General features: G+C 53.4%; 20 protein-coding genes. 16 read left to right on the top strand and 4 right to left on the bottom strand.

The annotated features are described in order from the left end of the window. Positions 1-46: 46 nt before the first annotated feature. The 11 genes from AC6I9Z_RS13945 (at position 47) to AC6I9Z_RS13895 (ending at position 8677) form a co-directional block, all read left to right on the top strand. Entirely contained in the window at positions 47-1693 is a 1647-nt protein-coding gene (locus tag AC6I9Z_RS13945; protein WP_461456368.1) for a tetratricopeptide repeat protein, read from the top strand. Positions 1694-1765: 72 nt separating this feature from the next. Beyond that, positions 1766-3325, top strand: a complete 1560-nt coding sequence (guaA, locus tag AC6I9Z_RS13940; RefSeq protein WP_461456367.1) for a glutamine-hydrolyzing GMP synthase — start codon at positions 1766-1768, stop codon at positions 3323-3325. An 84-nt stretch (positions 3326-3409) separates the two neighbouring features. Beyond that, entirely contained in the window at positions 3410-4417 is a 1008-nt protein-coding gene (locus AC6I9Z_RS13935; RefSeq protein WP_461456366.1) for a zinc-dependent alcohol dehydrogenase family protein, read from the top strand. Between the two features lie 78 nt (positions 4418-4495). Further along, positions 4496-5212, top strand: coding sequence for an endonuclease III domain-containing protein (locus AC6I9Z_RS13930; protein ID WP_461456365.1), 717 nt, complete (start codon positions 4496-4498; stop codon positions 5210-5212). Next, a complete protein-coding gene (locus tag AC6I9Z_RS13925; protein ID WP_461456364.1) occupies positions 5209-5631 on the top strand; it encodes a GNAT family acetyltransferase in 423 nt (140 codons plus the stop codon). The genes AC6I9Z_RS13930 and AC6I9Z_RS13925 overlap by 4 nt, the downstream gene beginning before the upstream one ends. After that, complete coding sequence (locus tag AC6I9Z_RS13920; RefSeq protein WP_461456363.1) at positions 5631-6098, top strand: AAC(3)-I family aminoglycoside N-acetyltransferase; 468 nt, start codon at positions 5631-5633, stop codon at positions 6096-6098. Before AC6I9Z_RS13925 ends, AC6I9Z_RS13920 begins: the two co-directional genes overlap by 1 nt. A 158-nt stretch (positions 6099-6256) precedes the next feature. Then, entirely contained in the window at positions 6257-6379 is a 123-nt protein-coding gene (locus tag AC6I9Z_RS13915) for an iron-sulfur binding domain-containing protein (protein ID WP_461456362.1), read from the top strand. 10 nt (positions 6380-6389) lie between these two features. Next, positions 6390-6758, top strand: a complete 369-nt coding sequence (locus tag AC6I9Z_RS13910; RefSeq protein WP_254054360.1) for an ArsC family reductase — start codon at positions 6390-6392, stop codon at positions 6756-6758. Positions 6759-6768: 10 nt separating this feature from the next. Then, on the top strand, positions 6769-7320 hold the full coding sequence (locus AC6I9Z_RS13905; RefSeq protein WP_461456361.1) for a metal-dependent hydrolase: 552 nt from the start codon (positions 6769-6771) through the stop codon (positions 7318-7320). Beyond that, positions 7290-7574 carry a DUF427 domain-containing protein gene (locus tag AC6I9Z_RS13900; RefSeq protein ID WP_461456360.1) on the top strand — a complete coding sequence of 95 codons (285 nt, stop codon included), beginning with the start codon at positions 7290-7292 and terminating at the stop codon, positions 7572-7574. Before AC6I9Z_RS13905 ends, AC6I9Z_RS13900 begins: the two co-directional genes overlap by 31 nt. 77 nt (positions 7575-7651) lie before the next feature. Next, positions 7652-8677, top strand: a complete 1026-nt coding sequence (locus AC6I9Z_RS13895) for a glycerophosphodiester phosphodiesterase (protein ID WP_461456359.1) — start codon at positions 7652-7654, stop codon at positions 8675-8677. Here the strand turns inward: AC6I9Z_RS13895 and AC6I9Z_RS13890 are convergent. Beyond that, positions 8659-9885: a TCR/Tet family MFS transporter gene (locus AC6I9Z_RS13890; protein ID WP_461456358.1), complete on the bottom strand. Its 1227-nt coding sequence runs from the start codon at positions 9883-9885 to the stop codon at positions 8659-8661. The two genes, AC6I9Z_RS13895 and AC6I9Z_RS13890, sit on opposite strands and share 19 nt — an antisense overlap. Positions 9886-10008: 123 nt before the next feature. Here AC6I9Z_RS13890 and panB point away from each other — a divergent pair, with 123 nt between their 5' ends. The 5 genes from panB (at position 10009) to AC6I9Z_RS13865 (ending at position 15145) form a co-directional block, all read left to right on the top strand. Then, positions 10009-10881 (top strand): 3-methyl-2-oxobutanoate hydroxymethyltransferase, encoded by an 873-nt coding sequence (panB, locus tag AC6I9Z_RS13885; protein WP_461456357.1) that lies wholly within the window; start codon positions 10009-10011, stop codon positions 10879-10881. 154 nt (positions 10882-11035) lie between these two features. Continuing rightward, positions 11036-11812 carry a tetratricopeptide repeat protein gene (locus AC6I9Z_RS13880; protein WP_461456356.1) on the top strand — a complete coding sequence of 259 codons (777 nt, stop codon included), beginning with the start codon at positions 11036-11038 and terminating at the stop codon, positions 11810-11812. Beyond that, positions 11812-13158 (top strand): outer membrane protein assembly factor BamB family protein, encoded by a 1347-nt coding sequence (locus AC6I9Z_RS13875; RefSeq protein WP_461456355.1) that lies wholly within the window; start codon positions 11812-11814, stop codon positions 13156-13158. The genes AC6I9Z_RS13880 and AC6I9Z_RS13875 overlap by 1 nt, the downstream gene beginning before the upstream one ends. 30 nt (positions 13159-13188) lie before the next feature. Then, positions 13189-14580: a ribosome biogenesis GTPase Der gene (gene der, locus AC6I9Z_RS13870; protein WP_461456354.1), complete on the top strand. Its 1392-nt coding sequence runs from the start codon at positions 13189-13191 to the stop codon at positions 14578-14580. Positions 14581-14713: 133 nt separating this feature from the next. Beyond that, complete coding sequence (locus tag AC6I9Z_RS13865; RefSeq protein ID WP_109356583.1) at positions 14714-15145, top strand: Hpt domain-containing protein; 432 nt, start codon at positions 14714-14716, stop codon at positions 15143-15145. An 11-nt stretch (positions 15146-15156) separates the two neighbouring features. Here AC6I9Z_RS13865 and bfr read toward each other — a convergent pair whose 3' ends face one another. The 3 genes from bfr to AC6I9Z_RS13850 all read right to left on the bottom strand — a co-directional run bounded on the left by bfr (position 15157) and on the right by AC6I9Z_RS13850 (position 17237). Further along, on the bottom strand, positions 15157-15633 hold the full coding sequence (bfr, locus tag AC6I9Z_RS13860; RefSeq protein ID WP_109356584.1) for a bacterioferritin: 477 nt from the start codon (positions 15631-15633) through the stop codon (positions 15157-15159). Between the two features lie 119 nt (positions 15634-15752). Continuing rightward, positions 15753-15923: a (2Fe-2S)-binding protein gene (locus AC6I9Z_RS13855; protein ID WP_108810468.1), complete on the bottom strand. Its 171-nt coding sequence runs from the start codon at positions 15921-15923 to the stop codon at positions 15753-15755. Between the two features lie 66 nt (positions 15924-15989). Beyond that, a complete protein-coding gene (locus AC6I9Z_RS13850; protein ID WP_461456353.1) occupies positions 15990-17237 on the bottom strand; it encodes a DUF418 domain-containing protein in 1248 nt (415 codons plus the stop codon). Positions 17238-17253: the final 16 nt, after the last annotated feature.

The raw sequence follows: 17253 nt of genomic DNA, 5'->3' as shown, positions 1-17253 counted from the left end.
ATGCGGATTAGCCCTTTTTAAAGGCTTTTGGGGCTATTCAAAGGTCATGAAACTTGCGTCAAAATCCACCGTAACGACCTCTTTGCTTGCGCTTTCGCTTGTGCTTAGCGCCTGTTCGTCGGACGGCAATGATCCGATGGCAGATGCAGAAGCGGCTTTTGCTGAAAATGACTTTCGCGGGGCTCGCATCTATCTGATGTCTGCATTGAAAGAAGATACCGCGGACCCGGCGGCCAACTTACTTTACGGCAAAACGCTTCTACGTCTTGGCGATGGTGTCGGTGCGGAAGCGGCTTTGAAAAAACTGTCGGGAAATGCGGAATATGAGGCGGAAGTAAAAAGCCTGATGGCTCATGCGCTGCTGCTGCGCAACATGCCGGAACGTGCTCTGGCCCTGACTGACAACCCGGACCCTGAAAATGCCAACCTGGCTTATTGGGTGAAGGCACAGGCGCTGCTTGCGCTGGACCGAGAAGAGGAAGCTGTGGCCGCGTTGTCAGATGGCCTTGCCGCCGCGCCCAATGATCCTGGGCTTCTGGCGCTTCGCGGAAATTATGAAGTGGATAGACGCAATATTAGCGCAGCTCGCCGTACGGCTGCCCTTGCGCTCAAACATGATCCGGAAAACCTTGATGCCTTGTTGCTGTCCGGCCAACTAGCGCTAATGCGTCAGGATCTACCTGCCGCGAAAGCCACTTTCGGCAAGTCGCTTGAACTGTACCCCGATAGCATCACGCCGCTTTTCTCTGTCGCTGCCGTCGACGCAGATTTGGGTAACGCAAAAGATGCGAAAGCCAGTTTAAAACGCATTCTGGAGCTGGCTCCCGGCCATCCGATGGCGCTTTTCCTGATGGCCAGAATTGCCTTTAATGATGGCGATATCGACCGGGCTCATGATCTGGCTCAGGGCGCAGGTGAGGCGTTGGATGATGTACCCGGTGCTGCTCTGCTTCGCGGAGAAATCGCCTATTTGCAGGGCAATCATGAGCAGGCAATTGAGCGCCTGCGCAAATTCTTGGTCGGCATGCCGGGTCACGTACAAGGCACCACGGTGCTGGGATCGGCGCTCGCAGCCGTGGGAAATGAAATCGAAGCATATGAACTGGTAAAACCGGCAGCGCAGCGCGCCAACGCCACCCCGCAATTGCTGGCTTTGGCGGCCAGACTTGGGAAACTGCAAAACGACCCGTTGGCCGCCGGTTTTGAAAGCCGGGCGCAAGTACCAGAGGGGCGCAATGATATCGCGCTGAAAATGACCGACGCGGGACAGGCCATAGCCAATAAGCAATGGAGCAAGGCCGAATCTATCTACGCCGATCTGCGGGCTTCCGGTCTCGACGGCAATGCGATTGTCATGAACAACAGCGCGCTGGTGCAGTTGGAGTTGGACAACAAGTCAGAGGCCGTGAGATTCGCTCGCGCCGCTTTCGCGCTAACGCCAGATGATCCCAACGTGCTGGACACGCTGGGCTGGACGCTGCTGCAATCGGGGCAGGACAAGACCGAAGCGTTGAAACTGCTGCGGCAGGCTTCTTCCCGTGCGCCGGGTAACCTGGAAATTCGCTGGCATCTCGCCAATGCGCTGGCCGCTAACGGGAAAGTGGCGGACGCAAAGCGTGTGATAGCTAGCCTAAAGGCGTTCGCGAGTGCCGATCAGCAAGCACAGATCGATAAGCTGCTCGCACGGCTTTAAATTCGAGCACAAAGTTCATAATCCGCGCTACAATCTATAGACTCTTTCTCCGTGCCAGATTAAGCGCTCTTCATGTCTATTGCCCATGAAGAAACCATCCTGATCGTCGATTTCGGCTCTCAGGTCACGCAGCTTATCGCACGCCGGGTCCGCGAGGCCGGAGTTTACTCGGAAATTGCTCCGTTCAACAGTGCCGAAGAAGCATTTGCGCGAATGAAGCCCAAAGGGATCATCCTTTCGGGCAGCCCGGCCAGTGTGACAGAAGAAGACAGTCCACGCATCCCGCAGGCTTTTCTGGAGGCCGGTGTTCCGGTCCTCGGTATTTGCTATGGTCAGCAGGTGATGACGACGCAACTGGGCGGCCAGGTTGAAGGCGGTGAGAGCGGCGAATTCGGCCGTGCCTTTATCGAGATTTCAGAAAGCTGCGTCCTGTTTGACGGTCTTTGGAAGGTCGGCGAAAAACACCAGGTGTGGATGAGCCACGGCGACAAGGTCACCGAATTTGCCCCCGGTTTCCGGATCGTTGCAACCACGGAAGGCGCGCCCTTTGCGATCATCGCGGATGATGAAAAGCGCTTTTATGGCATGCAGTTTCATCCTGAAGTCGTCCACACACCAGATGGCGGCAAGCTGATCGCCAATTTCGTCCGCCATGTCTGCGGCTGTGCCGGCGACTGGTCGATGGCGGAATTCAAGGCGGCCAAGATCAAGGAAATTCGTGAGCAAGTCGGCGATGGCAAGGTAATCTGCGGCCTGTCCGGCGGCGTTGACAGCGCGGTCGCAGCCGTGCTGATCCATGAGGCGATTGGCGAGCAGCTCACCTGTGTATTTGTCGATCACGGGTTGATGCGTCAGGGAGAGGCGGATCAGGTGGTGAGCCTGTTCAAGGGCCATTATAATATTCCGTTGGTGCATCTCGATGTCGAGACACTGTTCCTAAATGGTCTGAAAGGCGAAACCGATCCGGAAAAGAAGCGTAAGTTTATTGGCAAGACCTTTATTGATGTGTTTGAGATCGAAGCGAAAAAAGTTGGCGGTGCCGATTTTCTTGCACAAGGCACGCTCTATCCCGATGTGATTGAAAGCGTCAGTTTTACCGGCGGTCCCAGCGTGACGATCAAATCCCACCACAACGTCGGCGGCCTTCCCGAGCGCATGAATATGAAGCTGGTCGAGCCGCTCCGTGAGCTCTTCAAGGACGAGGTCCGCGCTCTGGGCCGCGAACTGGGGCTGCCCGAAATTTTCGTTGGTCGCCATCCGTTCCCCGGCCCGGGCCTTGCCATCCGCATTCCCGGCGAAGTGACCAAGGAACGTTGCGATATTTTGCGCAAAGCCGACGCCATCTATCTGGAAGAAATCAGAAATGCCGGTCTGTACGATGCGATTTGGCAAGCTTTCGCGGTCTTGCTCCCCGTTAAGACGGTCGGAGTGATGGGCGACCACCGCACCTATGACAGCGTCTGCGGACTACGAGCGGTGACCAGCACCGACGGCATGACCGCCGATGTCTATCCCTTTGACGCAAGCTTCCTGACGCGCGTGGCGACGCGGATTGTCAATGAAGTGAAGGGGATAAACCGGGTGGTTTATGATTATACCTCGAAACCGCCGGGGACGATTGAGTGGGAGTGATAGGGCGATTTAGTGAGCTGTGGTTCTTGAGGATCAAAAGGTTCAGGCTGACGAAGAACTAAACTAACGCAAGGAGAGAACCCCATGAAAGCCATCCAACTCCAATCCCCCGCCTCGCTCGACAATCTCAAACTGGTTGATCTCCCAGACCCTGCCGCTCCCGGTCCGGGTGAAATTGCGGTGCGGTTGCGCGCATCATCGCTTAACTATCATGACTATGCGGTGGTCAAAGGCATGCTGCCGACCGCAGAGAACCGCATTCCCATGTCGGATGGCGCGGGCGAAGTCACAGCAGTGGGTGAGGGCGTTACCGAGTTTAAAGTCGGCGATGCAGTGGTTTCTACCTTCTTCCCCGACTGGATTGATGGCCCGCCACCGGAAGGCGGGTTTCAGCGTGTGCCCGGAGACGGGATTGACGGCTATGCAGTGGAACAGGCCGTCGGACCTACGACATCATGGACCCACGCGCCCAAGGGCTATAGCGCAGCCGAAGCGGCAACGCTGACCTGTGCGGGCCTGACCGCCTGGCGCGCGTTATTCGTCGATGGTTGTGTGAAGCCCGGCGACACAGTGCTTGTGCAGGGCACGGGCGGCGTGTCCATCTTTGCACTGCAATTTGCCAAGGCAGCGGGCGCGACGGTGATCGCGACTTCTTCATCCAACGAAAAACTGTCGCGGCTCAAAGACTTGGGCGCCGATCATCTGATCAATTACAAGGAAATCGAAGCCTGGGGACCGAAAGTCCTTGAACTCACCGGCGGTGCAGGTGTGGATTGCGTGGTCGAAATTGGCGGGCCTGGGACGCTCGACCAGTCGATGATGGCGACTCGCATTGGAGGCCATATCGCATTGATCGGCGTGTTGACCGGCTTTGCGGGACCAGTTCAGACGGGCCTGCTCATGGCCAAAAATCTGCGCGTACAAGGCCTGACTGTGGGCAGTCGCGCGCAACAGATTGATATGATCGCCGCGATTGAGGCCAATGGAATCAAGCCAGTGCTCGACAAGCATTTTCCGCTGGCGGACCTGGCCGATGCGTTCCGCCATCAGGAATCGGGCGCACATTTCGGCAAGATCGTCGTCGATATCTGACGGCTGCTTTGTTCCGATTGTCGCTGATCGAGCGCAATCCTCTTGTCATGTATGATGTTGCAAGGCATCTTTCTGGTCATGCAAGTGACCTTCGATTTCGATTCCCGATCTGCCTTGCTGGACCGCGTTCAGCAGCAGCTGATTGTGCGTTTCGGGCGGATCATACGCCCTGCTGACAAACGCCGCGATCCGGTTTGGACGCTGGTGCAGGGTGTGATCGGCGCGCGATCGAAAACCGCAATATCCAACGCCTCGACAGATTGTTTATTGGCTGATTTCGGCAGTTGGGAGGCGGTTGCAGGGCTGCCGCTGGAAACGCTGACGGACTATCTCGCAAATCAGACTTTTCCTGACCTTTCGGCAAGTCGGCTAAAGGATTGCCTGTCTGAAATCACTAGCCGATGCGGGGCCGCCAATCTGTCTCATCTGACGGATATGACAACCGCAGAAGCCATGATATGGCTGGAATCCTTACCCGGCGTTGCGCGCAAGATCAGTGCGGGCGTGATGAGCAACAGCACGCTGAAGCGCAAAGCGCTGGTCATCGACACACACCACCGCCGAGTGGTCCAGCGCATTGGGCTGGTGCCGCCCAAAGCTGATACGACGCGCAGCTTTGATGTCCTGATGCCGGTTCTGCCGCCCGGCTGGTCGGCAGCGGATATTGACGAGCATCATCTGCTGGTCAAAAAGCTGGGCCAGACCCATTGTCGACCTTCCAGTCCCGATTGTGCGAACTGTCCGGTGCGCGGCGATTGTCAGACAGGACAGGCTTCCGGAAAGCAGGCACCTTGAATATCCATCCTCCAACACGCCGGGCCGGGGCGGATGATCGTGAGGCGGTGCTATCGCTTTGGGAAGCCTGCGGCCTGACCCGCCCATGGAATAATGCTGATGCCGATTTCAAACGCGCTATTGATGGTGCAACATCTGATATCCTGTGCCTCGAGGAGGACGGAAAACTGTTGGCAACTGTCATGGTCGGTGACGATGGCCATCGCGGTTGGGTCTATTATCTCGGTGTTTTGCCGGATGGCAGGCGGAAGGGATTTGGACGGATGATTATGGCGGCAGCCGAGCAGTGGCTGAGTGAACGCGATGCACCAAAAATCCAGCTGATGGTGCGGGACGATAATGAACAGGCTATCGGGTTTTACAAAGCGCTGGGATATGAGGTGCAACCGGTTGTCACGATCGGACGGAGGCTTGATTGATGGATAACCCTTCCCCAGCCGTCATCCGGCAATTGGCTCCTGCAGATACAGAGCTTGCCCGCGAACTACTTTACGTTTTTGGCGAGGGGTTCGAAGACAAAGCAACATATGATCCCAAGGCTTCCAGCAAGGATTATCTGGAAAAGTTGCTGACCCTTGATCATTTCATCGGCTTGGTCGCGCTTGTTGATGATAGGGTGGTAGGCGGGATTGCCGCCTATGAAATTCAAAAGCTCGAGCAGGAGCGATCCGAAATATATCTCTATGACGTGGCGGTGCTGGAAAGATATCGTCGGCAGAATATCGCAACGCGATTGATTGATGCCTTGCGTGAAATCGCGGTGGAACGAGGGGCATGGGTTGTGTTTGTTCAGGCAGATCATGGTGATGACCCCGCTATCACGCTTTACACGGGTCTTGGCACCCGCGAGGATGTGCTACATTTCGACATAAAGCCGGAGAAATAGGGGTCCGGAAAGTGCTTCTGAAACGTTAGAAAGCTCCAGATGATCATATTTGTCCTTCTTTACGTTCCGACCGCTTTTCCAATCGTAATGGATGAACCGATGCGCAGGTCGCCAACAGAACAGCGCAACAATTAGAAGAACGAAACCCCGATTGGGCTTTGCAAGATGGACATTTCTGGCTTATTCAGTTTGGCAAGAAAATCTGCACATCCCGGAGTCCGAAATGCGACCGGTGTCCCGTGAGCGACATTTGTCTCTGGTTGGCTGCGCAGAAAAAATAGGGTGATGATTATGAGTAACGAGACCAAAATGTACGGGATTTCCAATTGCGACACGATCAAAAAGGCACGCAACTGGATGGAGAAAAACGGTATCAATTACGTTTTTCATGATTACAAGAAATCCGGTATTACCAAGGATATGCTGGAACTATGGGTGATGCAGGTGGGGTGGGAGCCGCTGCTCAACAAGCGTGGTACCACCTTCAAGAAGCTTCCTGACATGATGAAGGAAAATATCGACGAGAACAGCGCGATAATGCTGATGGCGGAAAACCCCAGCATGATTAAACGCCCGGTTCTGGAGCATGGTGACGAACTAGTTGTCGGTTTTAAAGCCGCAGATTACGAGGCAGCAGGCCTGACAGCGCGTAACAGCTAGAGCATATTCGATGCCAACCATAATGACCCACGCGGCCGTTCCGATTGCCGGGGCGTTGTTGCTGGGTCGCAGTCGCCTGTCAGCTCCGGTAATCGTGACGGGTATCGTTTTTGCGATGCTGCCCGATGCGGATGTCATAGGCTTTGGTTTCGGGATCGATTATGCCGATAATTGGGGGCATCGGGGAGCAACGCATTCGTTGGCTTTCGCCGCCGCTGCAGCCCTATTTGCGGTCGCACTAATCCGGCCAAGACGTTTTTTTCTGGCGGCTTTTTTCCTGTTTATCGCGATGGCGTCACACGGGTTGTTAGATACGCTGACAAATGGCGGATTGGGTGCGGCTTTGTTTTGGCCGTGGGATGAAACCCGCCATTTTGCGCCTATGACGCCCATCGCAGTGTCACCGATCGGCATATCGGATTTTATCTCCACACGTGGAATGAAAGTGTTACAATCGGAAGCTATATGGATATGGATGCCGCTGGTTATTCTGGTGACTATAGTCCTGGGTTTGAAGCAATGGAGAGCAAGATGGTTACGGCAAAATGGAACGGAGCAGTAATCGCGGAAAGCGATGATACCGTGGTGGTTGAAGGTAACCATTATTTTCCGCGGGGCGCTGTAAAGGCGGATATGCTGACAGACAGCGACACGACCAGTTTTTGTCCTTGGAAAGGCACCGCTTCTTACCATTCTTTGGTGGTCGATGCTGAAACGAATCCCGATGCTGCCTGGTATTATCCGGAACCAAAAGAGGCCGCGAGCGAGATCAAGGACCGAATTGCTTTCTGGAAGGGCGTGGAAGTATCCCTTTGATGTTTGGACGTATCTTTTTACCGCTTTTGCTGTTGGTCATCGTGAGTGCATGCAGTCCGCAATCGGAGAATAGTGACATGTCAGTCAAACCTGCACCGACATTATCCGGTCAGCCAGCCATTGTGATCGCGCATCGCGGCGCTAGCGGTAACGTAGTGGAACATACGTTGGAGGCCTATCAACGCGGGATTGATTACGGCGCTGATTTTATCGAACCCGATTTGGTTCTGACAAAAGACGGTGTGCTGGTTGCCAGGCATGAGAATGAAATAAGCGGAACGACAAACGTGGCTGACAAGCCAGAATTTGCCGACCGTAAAACTAAGAAGTCCATTGATGGACGGGACTATACTGGCTGGTTCACAGAGGATTTTACGCTCGCAGAACTGAAGACCTTGCGCGCCAGAGAGCGGTTGCCGGACGTGCGGCCTGAAAACATGAAATATGATGGTCAGTTTGAAATTCCGACTTTTGAAGAAGTGCTAAAGCTGCTCAAAGCGCATGAGGCGAAAACAGGCGAGCGGATTGGCGTTTATCCTGAAACCAAACATCCATCATATTTCAGTTCTATTGGATTGGCGCATGAGGAACCGATGCTAGCATTGCTCAAGCAATATGGTTTTACCGATGCTGATGATCCCGTATTCATTCAGTCTTTCGAAGTTGGTAACTTGCGGGCGCTCAATGCAAAGACCGAAATTCGTCTGGTTCAGTTGGTCGCCGATCAGGGCGGCCCTTTTGATCTACCGGGCATTCGCTACACAGACATGGTGATGAGCAATGGTCTGGCGGAAATAGCCGAATATGCCGATGGAATTGGGCCATCCAAAAACCTCGTGATTCCGCGCCACATGTCAGGGCGTCTTGAAAATCCGACGAGCCTTGTTTCCGACGCTCACAAAGCAGGGCTTGTGGTGCATCCTTGGACGTTCCGCATCGAAAATATATTTCTGCCCACCGAGTTTCAAGGTGGCGATACAGCATCCGCCAACGGCGATATCAAGGCGGAAATAAATACCTTTCTTGCGACGGGCATTGATGGATTGTTCAGTGATAGTCCGAGAGAGGCATCTCAGGCCGCCGATCAGCTGCTTGCGGAATAATGACGCCGAACAGTGACCGCATAGATGATTACCGACACCGCCATTAAAACGGTTCCAACGATGAAAGGAGCCCCAGGAAAGTAATATCCCTGTTTGTCTGCATAAGCGCCAAATATGCCAGTCATCATTACTGGGCCGAAAATTGACGTCAGGCTGATCATGCTTGCTATCGCACCCTGTAATTCGCCCTGTGCATCCTCCTCTATACGCGTGCTCATCATCTGTTGCATGGCCGGAAAGGCGAAGCCGCTAGCGGCGCCAATAACGATACCAAGATAGACGAACCCGCTGGACGGGGCGAAGGCGAAGCAGAGATAGGCGGGCATCCCGAACATCAGGCTGATTAAGGCCGTCCGTCTCTCTCCGAAGCGCAATATCACGGGACCGGTTAAAACACCTTGGACAAGGGCCAACAATATTCCGAACAGCGCTACGCTGAACCCAATTTCCAATTTGCTCCAGTCGAATCGTTCGATCAGCCAGTAAGCCCATACGGCAATCTGGGCCTGGGCAGCCAATTGGAGTACGAATATCGTGGATAAAAAACCGATTACCAACGGTGTTTTGGACATTTGCATGACGCTACCCAACGGATTGGCGCGCGTAATAGAGAAGCTTCTGCGCTTTTCCGGAGGCAGCGTTTCTTTGAGAATCATGATGCCAACGGCCGTGCCAACAAGCGCTAATATCGATGCAGCAATAAACGGCAGGCGATCTCCATATTCACCCAATATTCCGCCAAGCCCCGGCCCGATGACAAAGCCAAAAGCGCCTGCGCCGCCCAATATTCCAAAAAATTTTCCGCGTTCTGCCGGCTTTGCAACATCCGCAACACAGCTGTTCGCTGCGGCCCAGCTCGCACCCATGATACCGGAAATGATCCGGCCGATGAATAGCCAGACCAGATCAGGGGCCCAGGCCATGATCGCATAGTCGAGTCCCAGCAGGAATAATGTTGTCAGCAATACAGGTCGCCGGCCGAAACGGTCGCTCAAACCGCCGATCACTGGAGCAAACAGGAATTGCATCATTGCGTAAGCAAAGAGCAACCAACCGCCAATTTCTGCAGCACGGTCAATGGAGGCGCCGGTTAGATCGGTGATCAGCGAAGGCATGACCGGAAGTATCAAGCCGATTCCCATCATGTCGATAAACACAATGAACGCGACGAACAGCAATATGGACTGCGGCTTTCGAGCCGATGTCATAGGGAATTCCAATAGTTTGGAGGTGGAATGTGAAGGTGAGTCGCGAGAGACCTATTTGATGCCGCATTTTCCGAATAAACGCAACGCTGGCCTTATTGCATTGTGGGAGTTATGTAATCTGTCATGTCTACAACATTCACACTCGACACTTCGACCAGCCGTGCCAATCCGACTCCTAAACCGTTGAAACGGTTGACTGTTCCGGCCGTTCAACGCCGAAAGTTTGAGGGCAAAACGGAAGAGCCTTTAGTCATGTTGACCGCCTATACCGCCCGTACAGCCCAATTGCTCGATGCGCACTGCGACATGCTTCTTGTGGGAGATTCGCTCGGCCAGGTGATTTACGGTTTGCCGTCCACTTTACCGGTTACCCTTGATATGATGTGTAATCATGGCGCTGCAGTTGTGCGAGGGAGCTATCACAGTCTCGTTGTCGTCGATATGCCTTTCGGTTCTTATGAGAAATCACCGGAACAGGCGTTTGAATCAGCCAGCAGGATCATGGCGGAAACCGGATGCGCAGCGGTGAAGCTGGAGGGCGGCCAATCGATGGCTTCCACTATTTCTTTCCTGTCGCAGCGCGGCATTCCGGTGATGGCGCATATTGGTCTGACACCACAGGCCGTAAACGCACTGGGCGGTTATGCTGCACGAGGCCGCACTCAGGAAGAGCATGAAAAGATCTTGGCAGATGCCAAGGCAGTTGCCGATGCCGGTGCCTTCGCGATGGTTGCTGAAGGCGTGCTGGAGCCGATTGCCATTTCCGTGACCAAAAGCGTCGACGTACCGGTGATCGGCATAGGGGCTTCGGCCCAGTGTGATGGTCAGGTGCTGGTGACAGAAGACATGTTGGGGATGTTCGAACGCACCGCGCGTTTTGTGAAACGCTATCACAATATTTCGGAAAATATCGAACAGGCTGCAGAAAGCTATGCAGAGGAAGTTCGAAACCGCAGTTTTCCAGGCCCTGATCAACTTTATCAACCTAAAAAATGATATGAAACCCGTGTTTTAACAACCAATTGTTCAGCATTCGGAAATGGACGATATATTTGGACTTTTCATGAGCCATCGCTAAAGGACTAGCGATGAATTTTTGGGAGGTACATAGATGCTTCCTGCCAAAGAATAGAGATTGAAGGAGGCCAGGTTGGCCAAAGACGACAAAGATACCCCGGAAGAACAATCAGACCGTCAGGAACAGGTGTTCATGCGTGAGGTGGATGATGCTGTTCGAGAGGACGATCTGAAAAATTTCGGGCGCCGTTATGGCATCGGAATTGGTGTGGCTGTTGTCGTCGGCTTGGCCTCGCTGGCCGGCTGGATATTCTATAATAACAGTCTGGAAGAAGAATCTGGGGTGCGCAGTGAGGAATATGTCGCTGCTATCGATAGCGTGAAGCGGAATAACCTTGATGGCGCGGCAACAGCCCTGAAATCGTTGGAAGAAGCGAATCAGGAAGGATATAAAGCCGCAGCTAAACTGATGCAGGCGAATATTGCGCTGGAGAAACAGGACGCGAAAGCTGCCATTGCCGGGTATCAGGCGATTGTAGATGATTCAGAGTTACCACAACCATTTCGTGATCTTGCGCTCATCCGTCAGACGACAGCTGAATTTGACACGCTGGAGCCACAGGCAGTGATCGACCGGCTGAAACCGCTCGCGGTGCCAGGCAATCCATGGTTTGGCAGTGCCGGTGAAATGGTTGCGTTGTCCTATTTGAATTTGGAAAAGACAGATCTGGCAGGACCGCTATTTGCGCAACTTGCAAAGGATGACAATGTGCCACCAACGATCCGGTCACGTGCTTTGCAGATGGCTGGAGTACAAGGAATAGACGCGGTTGAACTGGACACCGATGGAGAGATTAATCCCGCCGCCGAAACAGCAGAACCGGCAGCGAGTGAGGGAGAGACAGAGTAATGATTTCGGTTAAAAACAAGCATATCTCCAAGTTTTGTGCTGGACTGTTAGCTGTTTCCTTATTGTCCGGTTGCGCCGTTTTGGGTGGTGGAGACGACAAGAAAAAAGACACGCCGACCTTGGGTAAACGGACCAACATTCTGACCGGCGAAAGTGGTGCAGAGGTAGATCCAGCCTTGGCTGGTATCTCGGTTATTGTTCCGGCACCTCGCGCGAATACTGATTGGGCTCAGTCTGGAGGTAATGCCGGGAAATCGGTGGGACATGTTGCGTTGGGCTCGGCTTCAACGCGTGTCTGGACCGCTGACGTTAGTGGAACCAACAAGAGAGAGCGGCTGGCCGCTGCCCCGGTGGTATCTGGTGGACGTCTGTTCGTCGTTGATACCCGGGCCATGGTACATGCTTTTGATGCCAAAACCGGCGCGAAAGTCTGGTCGACGCAAATCGAAGTGCAAAGCGATGGCAAGCCTTCTCGCTTTGGCGGAGGTGCCAGCGCTGCGGGGACAATGGTTTATGCCACCAATGGGGTCGGTGATGTCGTTGCTCTCAATGCAGCGGATGGTAGTCAGGTCTGGAAAGTCCGGCCAGCGGGTCCGCTACGCGGAGCACCGACGATCTCCAATGGCAATGTCTATGTCATGACTCAGGATAACCAGATTTATGCACTGAGTCAGGCTGATGGTGCGGTGCAATGGAATGAGGCTGGGACTGTTGGTCTGGCCGGTATCTTTGGTGTTGCTGCACCCGCAGCGGCCCAGGGCACGGTCATTGCCGGCTATTCATCCGGTGAGTTAACGGCCTATCGCTATGAAAATGGCCGTAATCTCTGGAATGATGCACTGGCGCGGACCAGCATTTCAACATCTGTTGCTACCCTGTCGGACATTGATGCTGACCCGGTCATTGATCGCGGACGTGTTTTCGCATTGGGGCAGGGCGGCCGGATGGCGGCTTACGAACTGGTCACGGGACAGCGTATCTGGGAGCTGAACATCGCTGGCATCGCAACTCCTGTGGTCTCCGGAGAATGGGTATTTGTGCTGACCGATGATGCGAAGCTTTTGTGCATAGCCCGGCCGACCGGAAAAGTGCGGTGGATCAGTCAATTGGCGGCCTACCGCAACGAAGAAAAGAAGAAAAATCCGATCAACTGGACTGGCCCGGTATTGGCTGGCAATCGCCTGATTGTCGCAAGCACCGAAGGCGATCTGGTTTCTGTCTCATTGGAAGAAGGCAGCAGCACGACCTTGTTTGATCTGAAGCAAGGCGTATCCCTGCCTCCAATCGTAGCAGACGGAATGCTCTACATATTAGACAATAGCGGCCGCATTTCGGCGTTTCGCTAAGGATATTAGATAAGGAACGGGAACGGCTCCATGCTGCCCAATATTGCAATTATCGGGCGGCCCAATGTTGGCAAGTCTACGCTTTTCAACAGGCTCGTTGGCAAGAAGCTGGCGCTTGTCGATGATCGGCCTGGCGTAACACGTGACCGGCGTGAGGGCGTAGCCAATCTGCTGGGGCTAGAGTTCAACATTATCGACACTGCCGGTTATGAAGATGAAGATGCAAAGAGCCTTCCCGGACGGATGCGACATCAGACGGAAATGGCGGTTTCCGGGGCGGAGCTGGCCTTGTTCGTTATCGATGGTCGAGCGGGTCTGACACCGCTCGACGAAGAAATTGCCCGCTGGTTGCGGGGTTCCAAAACGCCAGTCATATTGTTGGTCAACAAAGCCGAAGGCAAGGCTGCAGAATCCGGAATTTTGGAAAGTTATTCTCTGGGCTTTGGCGATCCGATTGCGCTGAGTGCAGAACATGGTGACGGCATTGCTGATCTGTTTCAGGCAGTGCGTCCTTATGTTGAGGCCTTTGAGGCCGCAGCACAGGACGAACCGATTGATGAAGCGGCTCCCCTTAAATTGGCAATTGTGGGACGACCCAATGCGGGTAAATCGACATTGATCAACAAGATGCTCGACGAGGACCGGTTGATTACTGGCCCTGAAGCGGGGATTACCCGTGATAGTATCGCTGTCGAATGGGTCTGGCATGATGATGCGCTGACCGAGGATGAAAAGCTTGATGGCATTGAACCGGATCGGCGGGTCCGGTTGATTGACACGGCTGGCATGCGCAAGCGTGCCAAGGTCAATGACAAGCTGGAAAAACTGTCGGTCGCCGATGCCAAGCGGGCGATAGATTTCGCTGAAGTCGTCGTGCTTCTGCTTGATGCCACAAAAGGACTTGAGGCGCAGGATTTGCGTATCGCTGACCAGGCTATTCAAGAAGGACGCTGTCTGGTCATTGCGATCAACAAATGGGATGTCGCGGAGGGGCCGAGCAAGCTCTTCAACGGTATTCGTGCTGCCTTGGACGATGGTCTGGCACAGGTGCGAGACGTGCCGCTTATCGCTGTTTCTGCTTTTACCGGCAAGGGAATCGACCAGCTGATGAAAGCGGCATTCAAGAGCCGGCGGATTTGGTCGCAGCGGGTTGCGACGGGAAAACTCAACCGCTGGTTTGAAGATGCGATCGAGGATAATCCGCCGCCGGCACCGGGTGGAAAGCGGATCAAGCTACGTTACATTACGCAGGCCAAGACAAGACCACCTTCATTTGTAATTTTCGGAACGCGTGTGGATGACTTGCCAGAAAGCTATCGCAGATATCTCATCAACGGTATCCGCCGCGAGCTGGGTTTTGGCGGCGTGCCGGTGCGGCTGATCATAAGATCTCCCAAAAACCCATATCATGACAAAGATTGATAGCTTGGTTCATTCCATCAATTCCGCGCTATGGTTAATTTTTTTTCCATGCTGATAACCAAGTCTTTACAGTTTGGGTTCTAAACTATCCCCTAGAAATATGTTTCTATTGTTTCTCTTAGGGATATGATCTTTGACGCAGCTTGATAGCGAACTGATTGACTGGGCGGTCTATAGCGAAACGCGATCTTCGCTTGGGCCTGATTTTGTACGCATATTAGGCTATTTCCGCGAAGATGGAGCGCAATCGATCGTCAAGATCGAAGCTGCTCTACGCGCCAAGGACGCAGCCCAGGTCGTCATGCCGGCGCACAAGCTAAAAGGAGAGTCGCTGCAATTTGGCGCGATCCGGTTGGCCGCTTTAGCCGAACTCATCGAAATGACCGCGCGTAAATGTGTTGAGCATCAACAGACACCCGACGAAATAATAGAGCAGGTTGTTGGCTTGCGCCCCCTGTTTGAGGAAACAATGCCAATATTGGAGCATGAAACGAGTCCGGTAGTACAGCGCCAGCCTGCGGAGGCTGGACGCCGTTCAACCGGTCTTACCAACCATCTCGGCTAGGGCTGAATGATTTACTCCGCCGGTTCTGACTGCAACTGGACATAGTTTTCGATGCCCATGCGCTCGATCATGTCAAACTGCTTCTCCAGCGTGTCGACATGCTCTTCTTCACTTTCGAGAATTTCAGCAAACAGATCGCGCGTCACATAGTCGCGTACTTTTTCGCAATATTCTATGCCATCTTTTAGAGGTGGTAGTGCTTCGTGCTCCAGCGCCAAATCGGCTTTCAGGATTTCTTCCACAGATTCGCCGATTTTCAATCGACCCAGTAGCTGGAAGTTGGGCAGGCCATCGAGGAACAAGATCCGTTCAGCCAGCTTGTCGGCATGTTTCATCTCGTCGATGGATTCTTCATATTCAAACTTGGCCAATTTGCTGACGCCCCAATTGTCTAGCATCTTGCTGTGCAAGAAATATTGGTTGATCGCCGTCAGTTCGTTTTTCAGCGCTTCATTCAAATAATCAATGACCTTTGCGTCACCCTTCATGGCGTATTCCTTTTCAGTGGGGAAATCTGTTGGATAGCGTTATACACGAGCGCAGCCCTGTAGGGAAGGGCTTGTTCCCAAGAAAAGCCAATTATTTCAATGATTTGATAAAGAGAATGCTAAGCGGTCGCAACTTCGTTTTCGATAATGGTTCGCGCAAACGACAGGCATTGGCCGCATTTTGGTTTCCGTCCGAGTTCGGCATAGACTTCGCTCGGCTTCTCAGACCCGTTGCGCACCGCGGCTCGCAGGTCTTTTTCCTTTATCGCATTGCAGACACAAACAACCATTTGGGCTCCTTACACGACTCGTATAAGGCTAATGAGAATAGATCGCAATAGCAAAAACGCACTTGTTTAAGATCTGTTGATTTTCAATGGTTGAATCTCAAACCGTGACAGCGATCTCCACAGCCATTCCAATGGACCATAGCGAAAGCGCATCAGCCACGGTTTGGACCAGAGCAGCATGATAATCCACGCGCTGGGCACGAATAGATAGAGTTCGGCACGATCTATCTGACCATAAAGACCCAGGCCCCAGCCGTAGAAGATAAAGGTCATCAATATACTGGTGCCGATATAGTTGGAAAAGGCCACGCGTCCGGCGGCTGCGATCCGGTGCAGCAAGGGGCTGTTAGAGAGAGCCTTGATCAGCAAAATGAACAAGGCCGCATAACCAATTGTCATCATCAGGCGCGATGGCATCGACCAGGCCACACTGCTGTTAAAGTCGATCAGCGGATCGAATTGATTTAATATCATCAACGCCGCCAATGGAATCAACAGCAGGAGGCCCAGGAACGCAAAGCCAATGCCAAATTTCCTGTAGCGCACTGTTTCCCACTCACCGGTCATGAAGCGGTTTTTGTAAAGCGCCATACCGATCATCATGAACGGCAGCGTTTCTGGAAAACTCATCAACACCATACCGATTGGACCCCACCAGTGTTCCGCGAGTTTGTCCGCAAATATAGTTGTGTAACTGCCCTGATGAATGGCGATATCTTTGGCCAATGCAGATGCGCTGGTCGCGATGTCTTTCATCGCTTCCTGATATTCCATGTCCATGGCGGAACCGGGCCCAGCCTCTATTGCAAGAGCTTGCAGGTAGATCAGGCTGCCCGTGAACAGCAGAAAGACTACAAACCCTACGCAATAGATGAGCAATCCAACACGGATGAGCCGTTTACTGTCCCAATGAGCCACCAGGAATGCGACGCAACCGATTATGGCATAGAGAAACAGGATATCGCCCCACCAGATCAGAAAATAATGCGCTAAACCAAATAATGCCAACCAGAGCATGCGCGAATAGTGGACCTTCGCCGGATTTTCTCCCTTGGCTTGAGCGCGCTCGATGACCAGCATCATGCTCGCACCAAACAGGATGGTGAACAGCCCCCGCATCTTGCCATCGACGAAGAGGAAAGACAGCAACCAGGCGATGACATCTGGTGTGTCCGTACCACCGTAAACGGAGGGGCTCATATAAGCCATTTCCGGCATGGAAAAGGCGATAATGTTCATCAGCAATATACCCATGACAGCAAAGCCGCGCAAAGCGTCCAGGGTTAAATAGCGTGTGGTTTCCGGGGCGTTCATTTTATCTCTTTCGCTG

It is taken from the genome of Parasphingorhabdus sp., from assembly GCF_059726685.1.
This window is presented reverse-complemented; position numbering and strand designations above follow the sequence as displayed.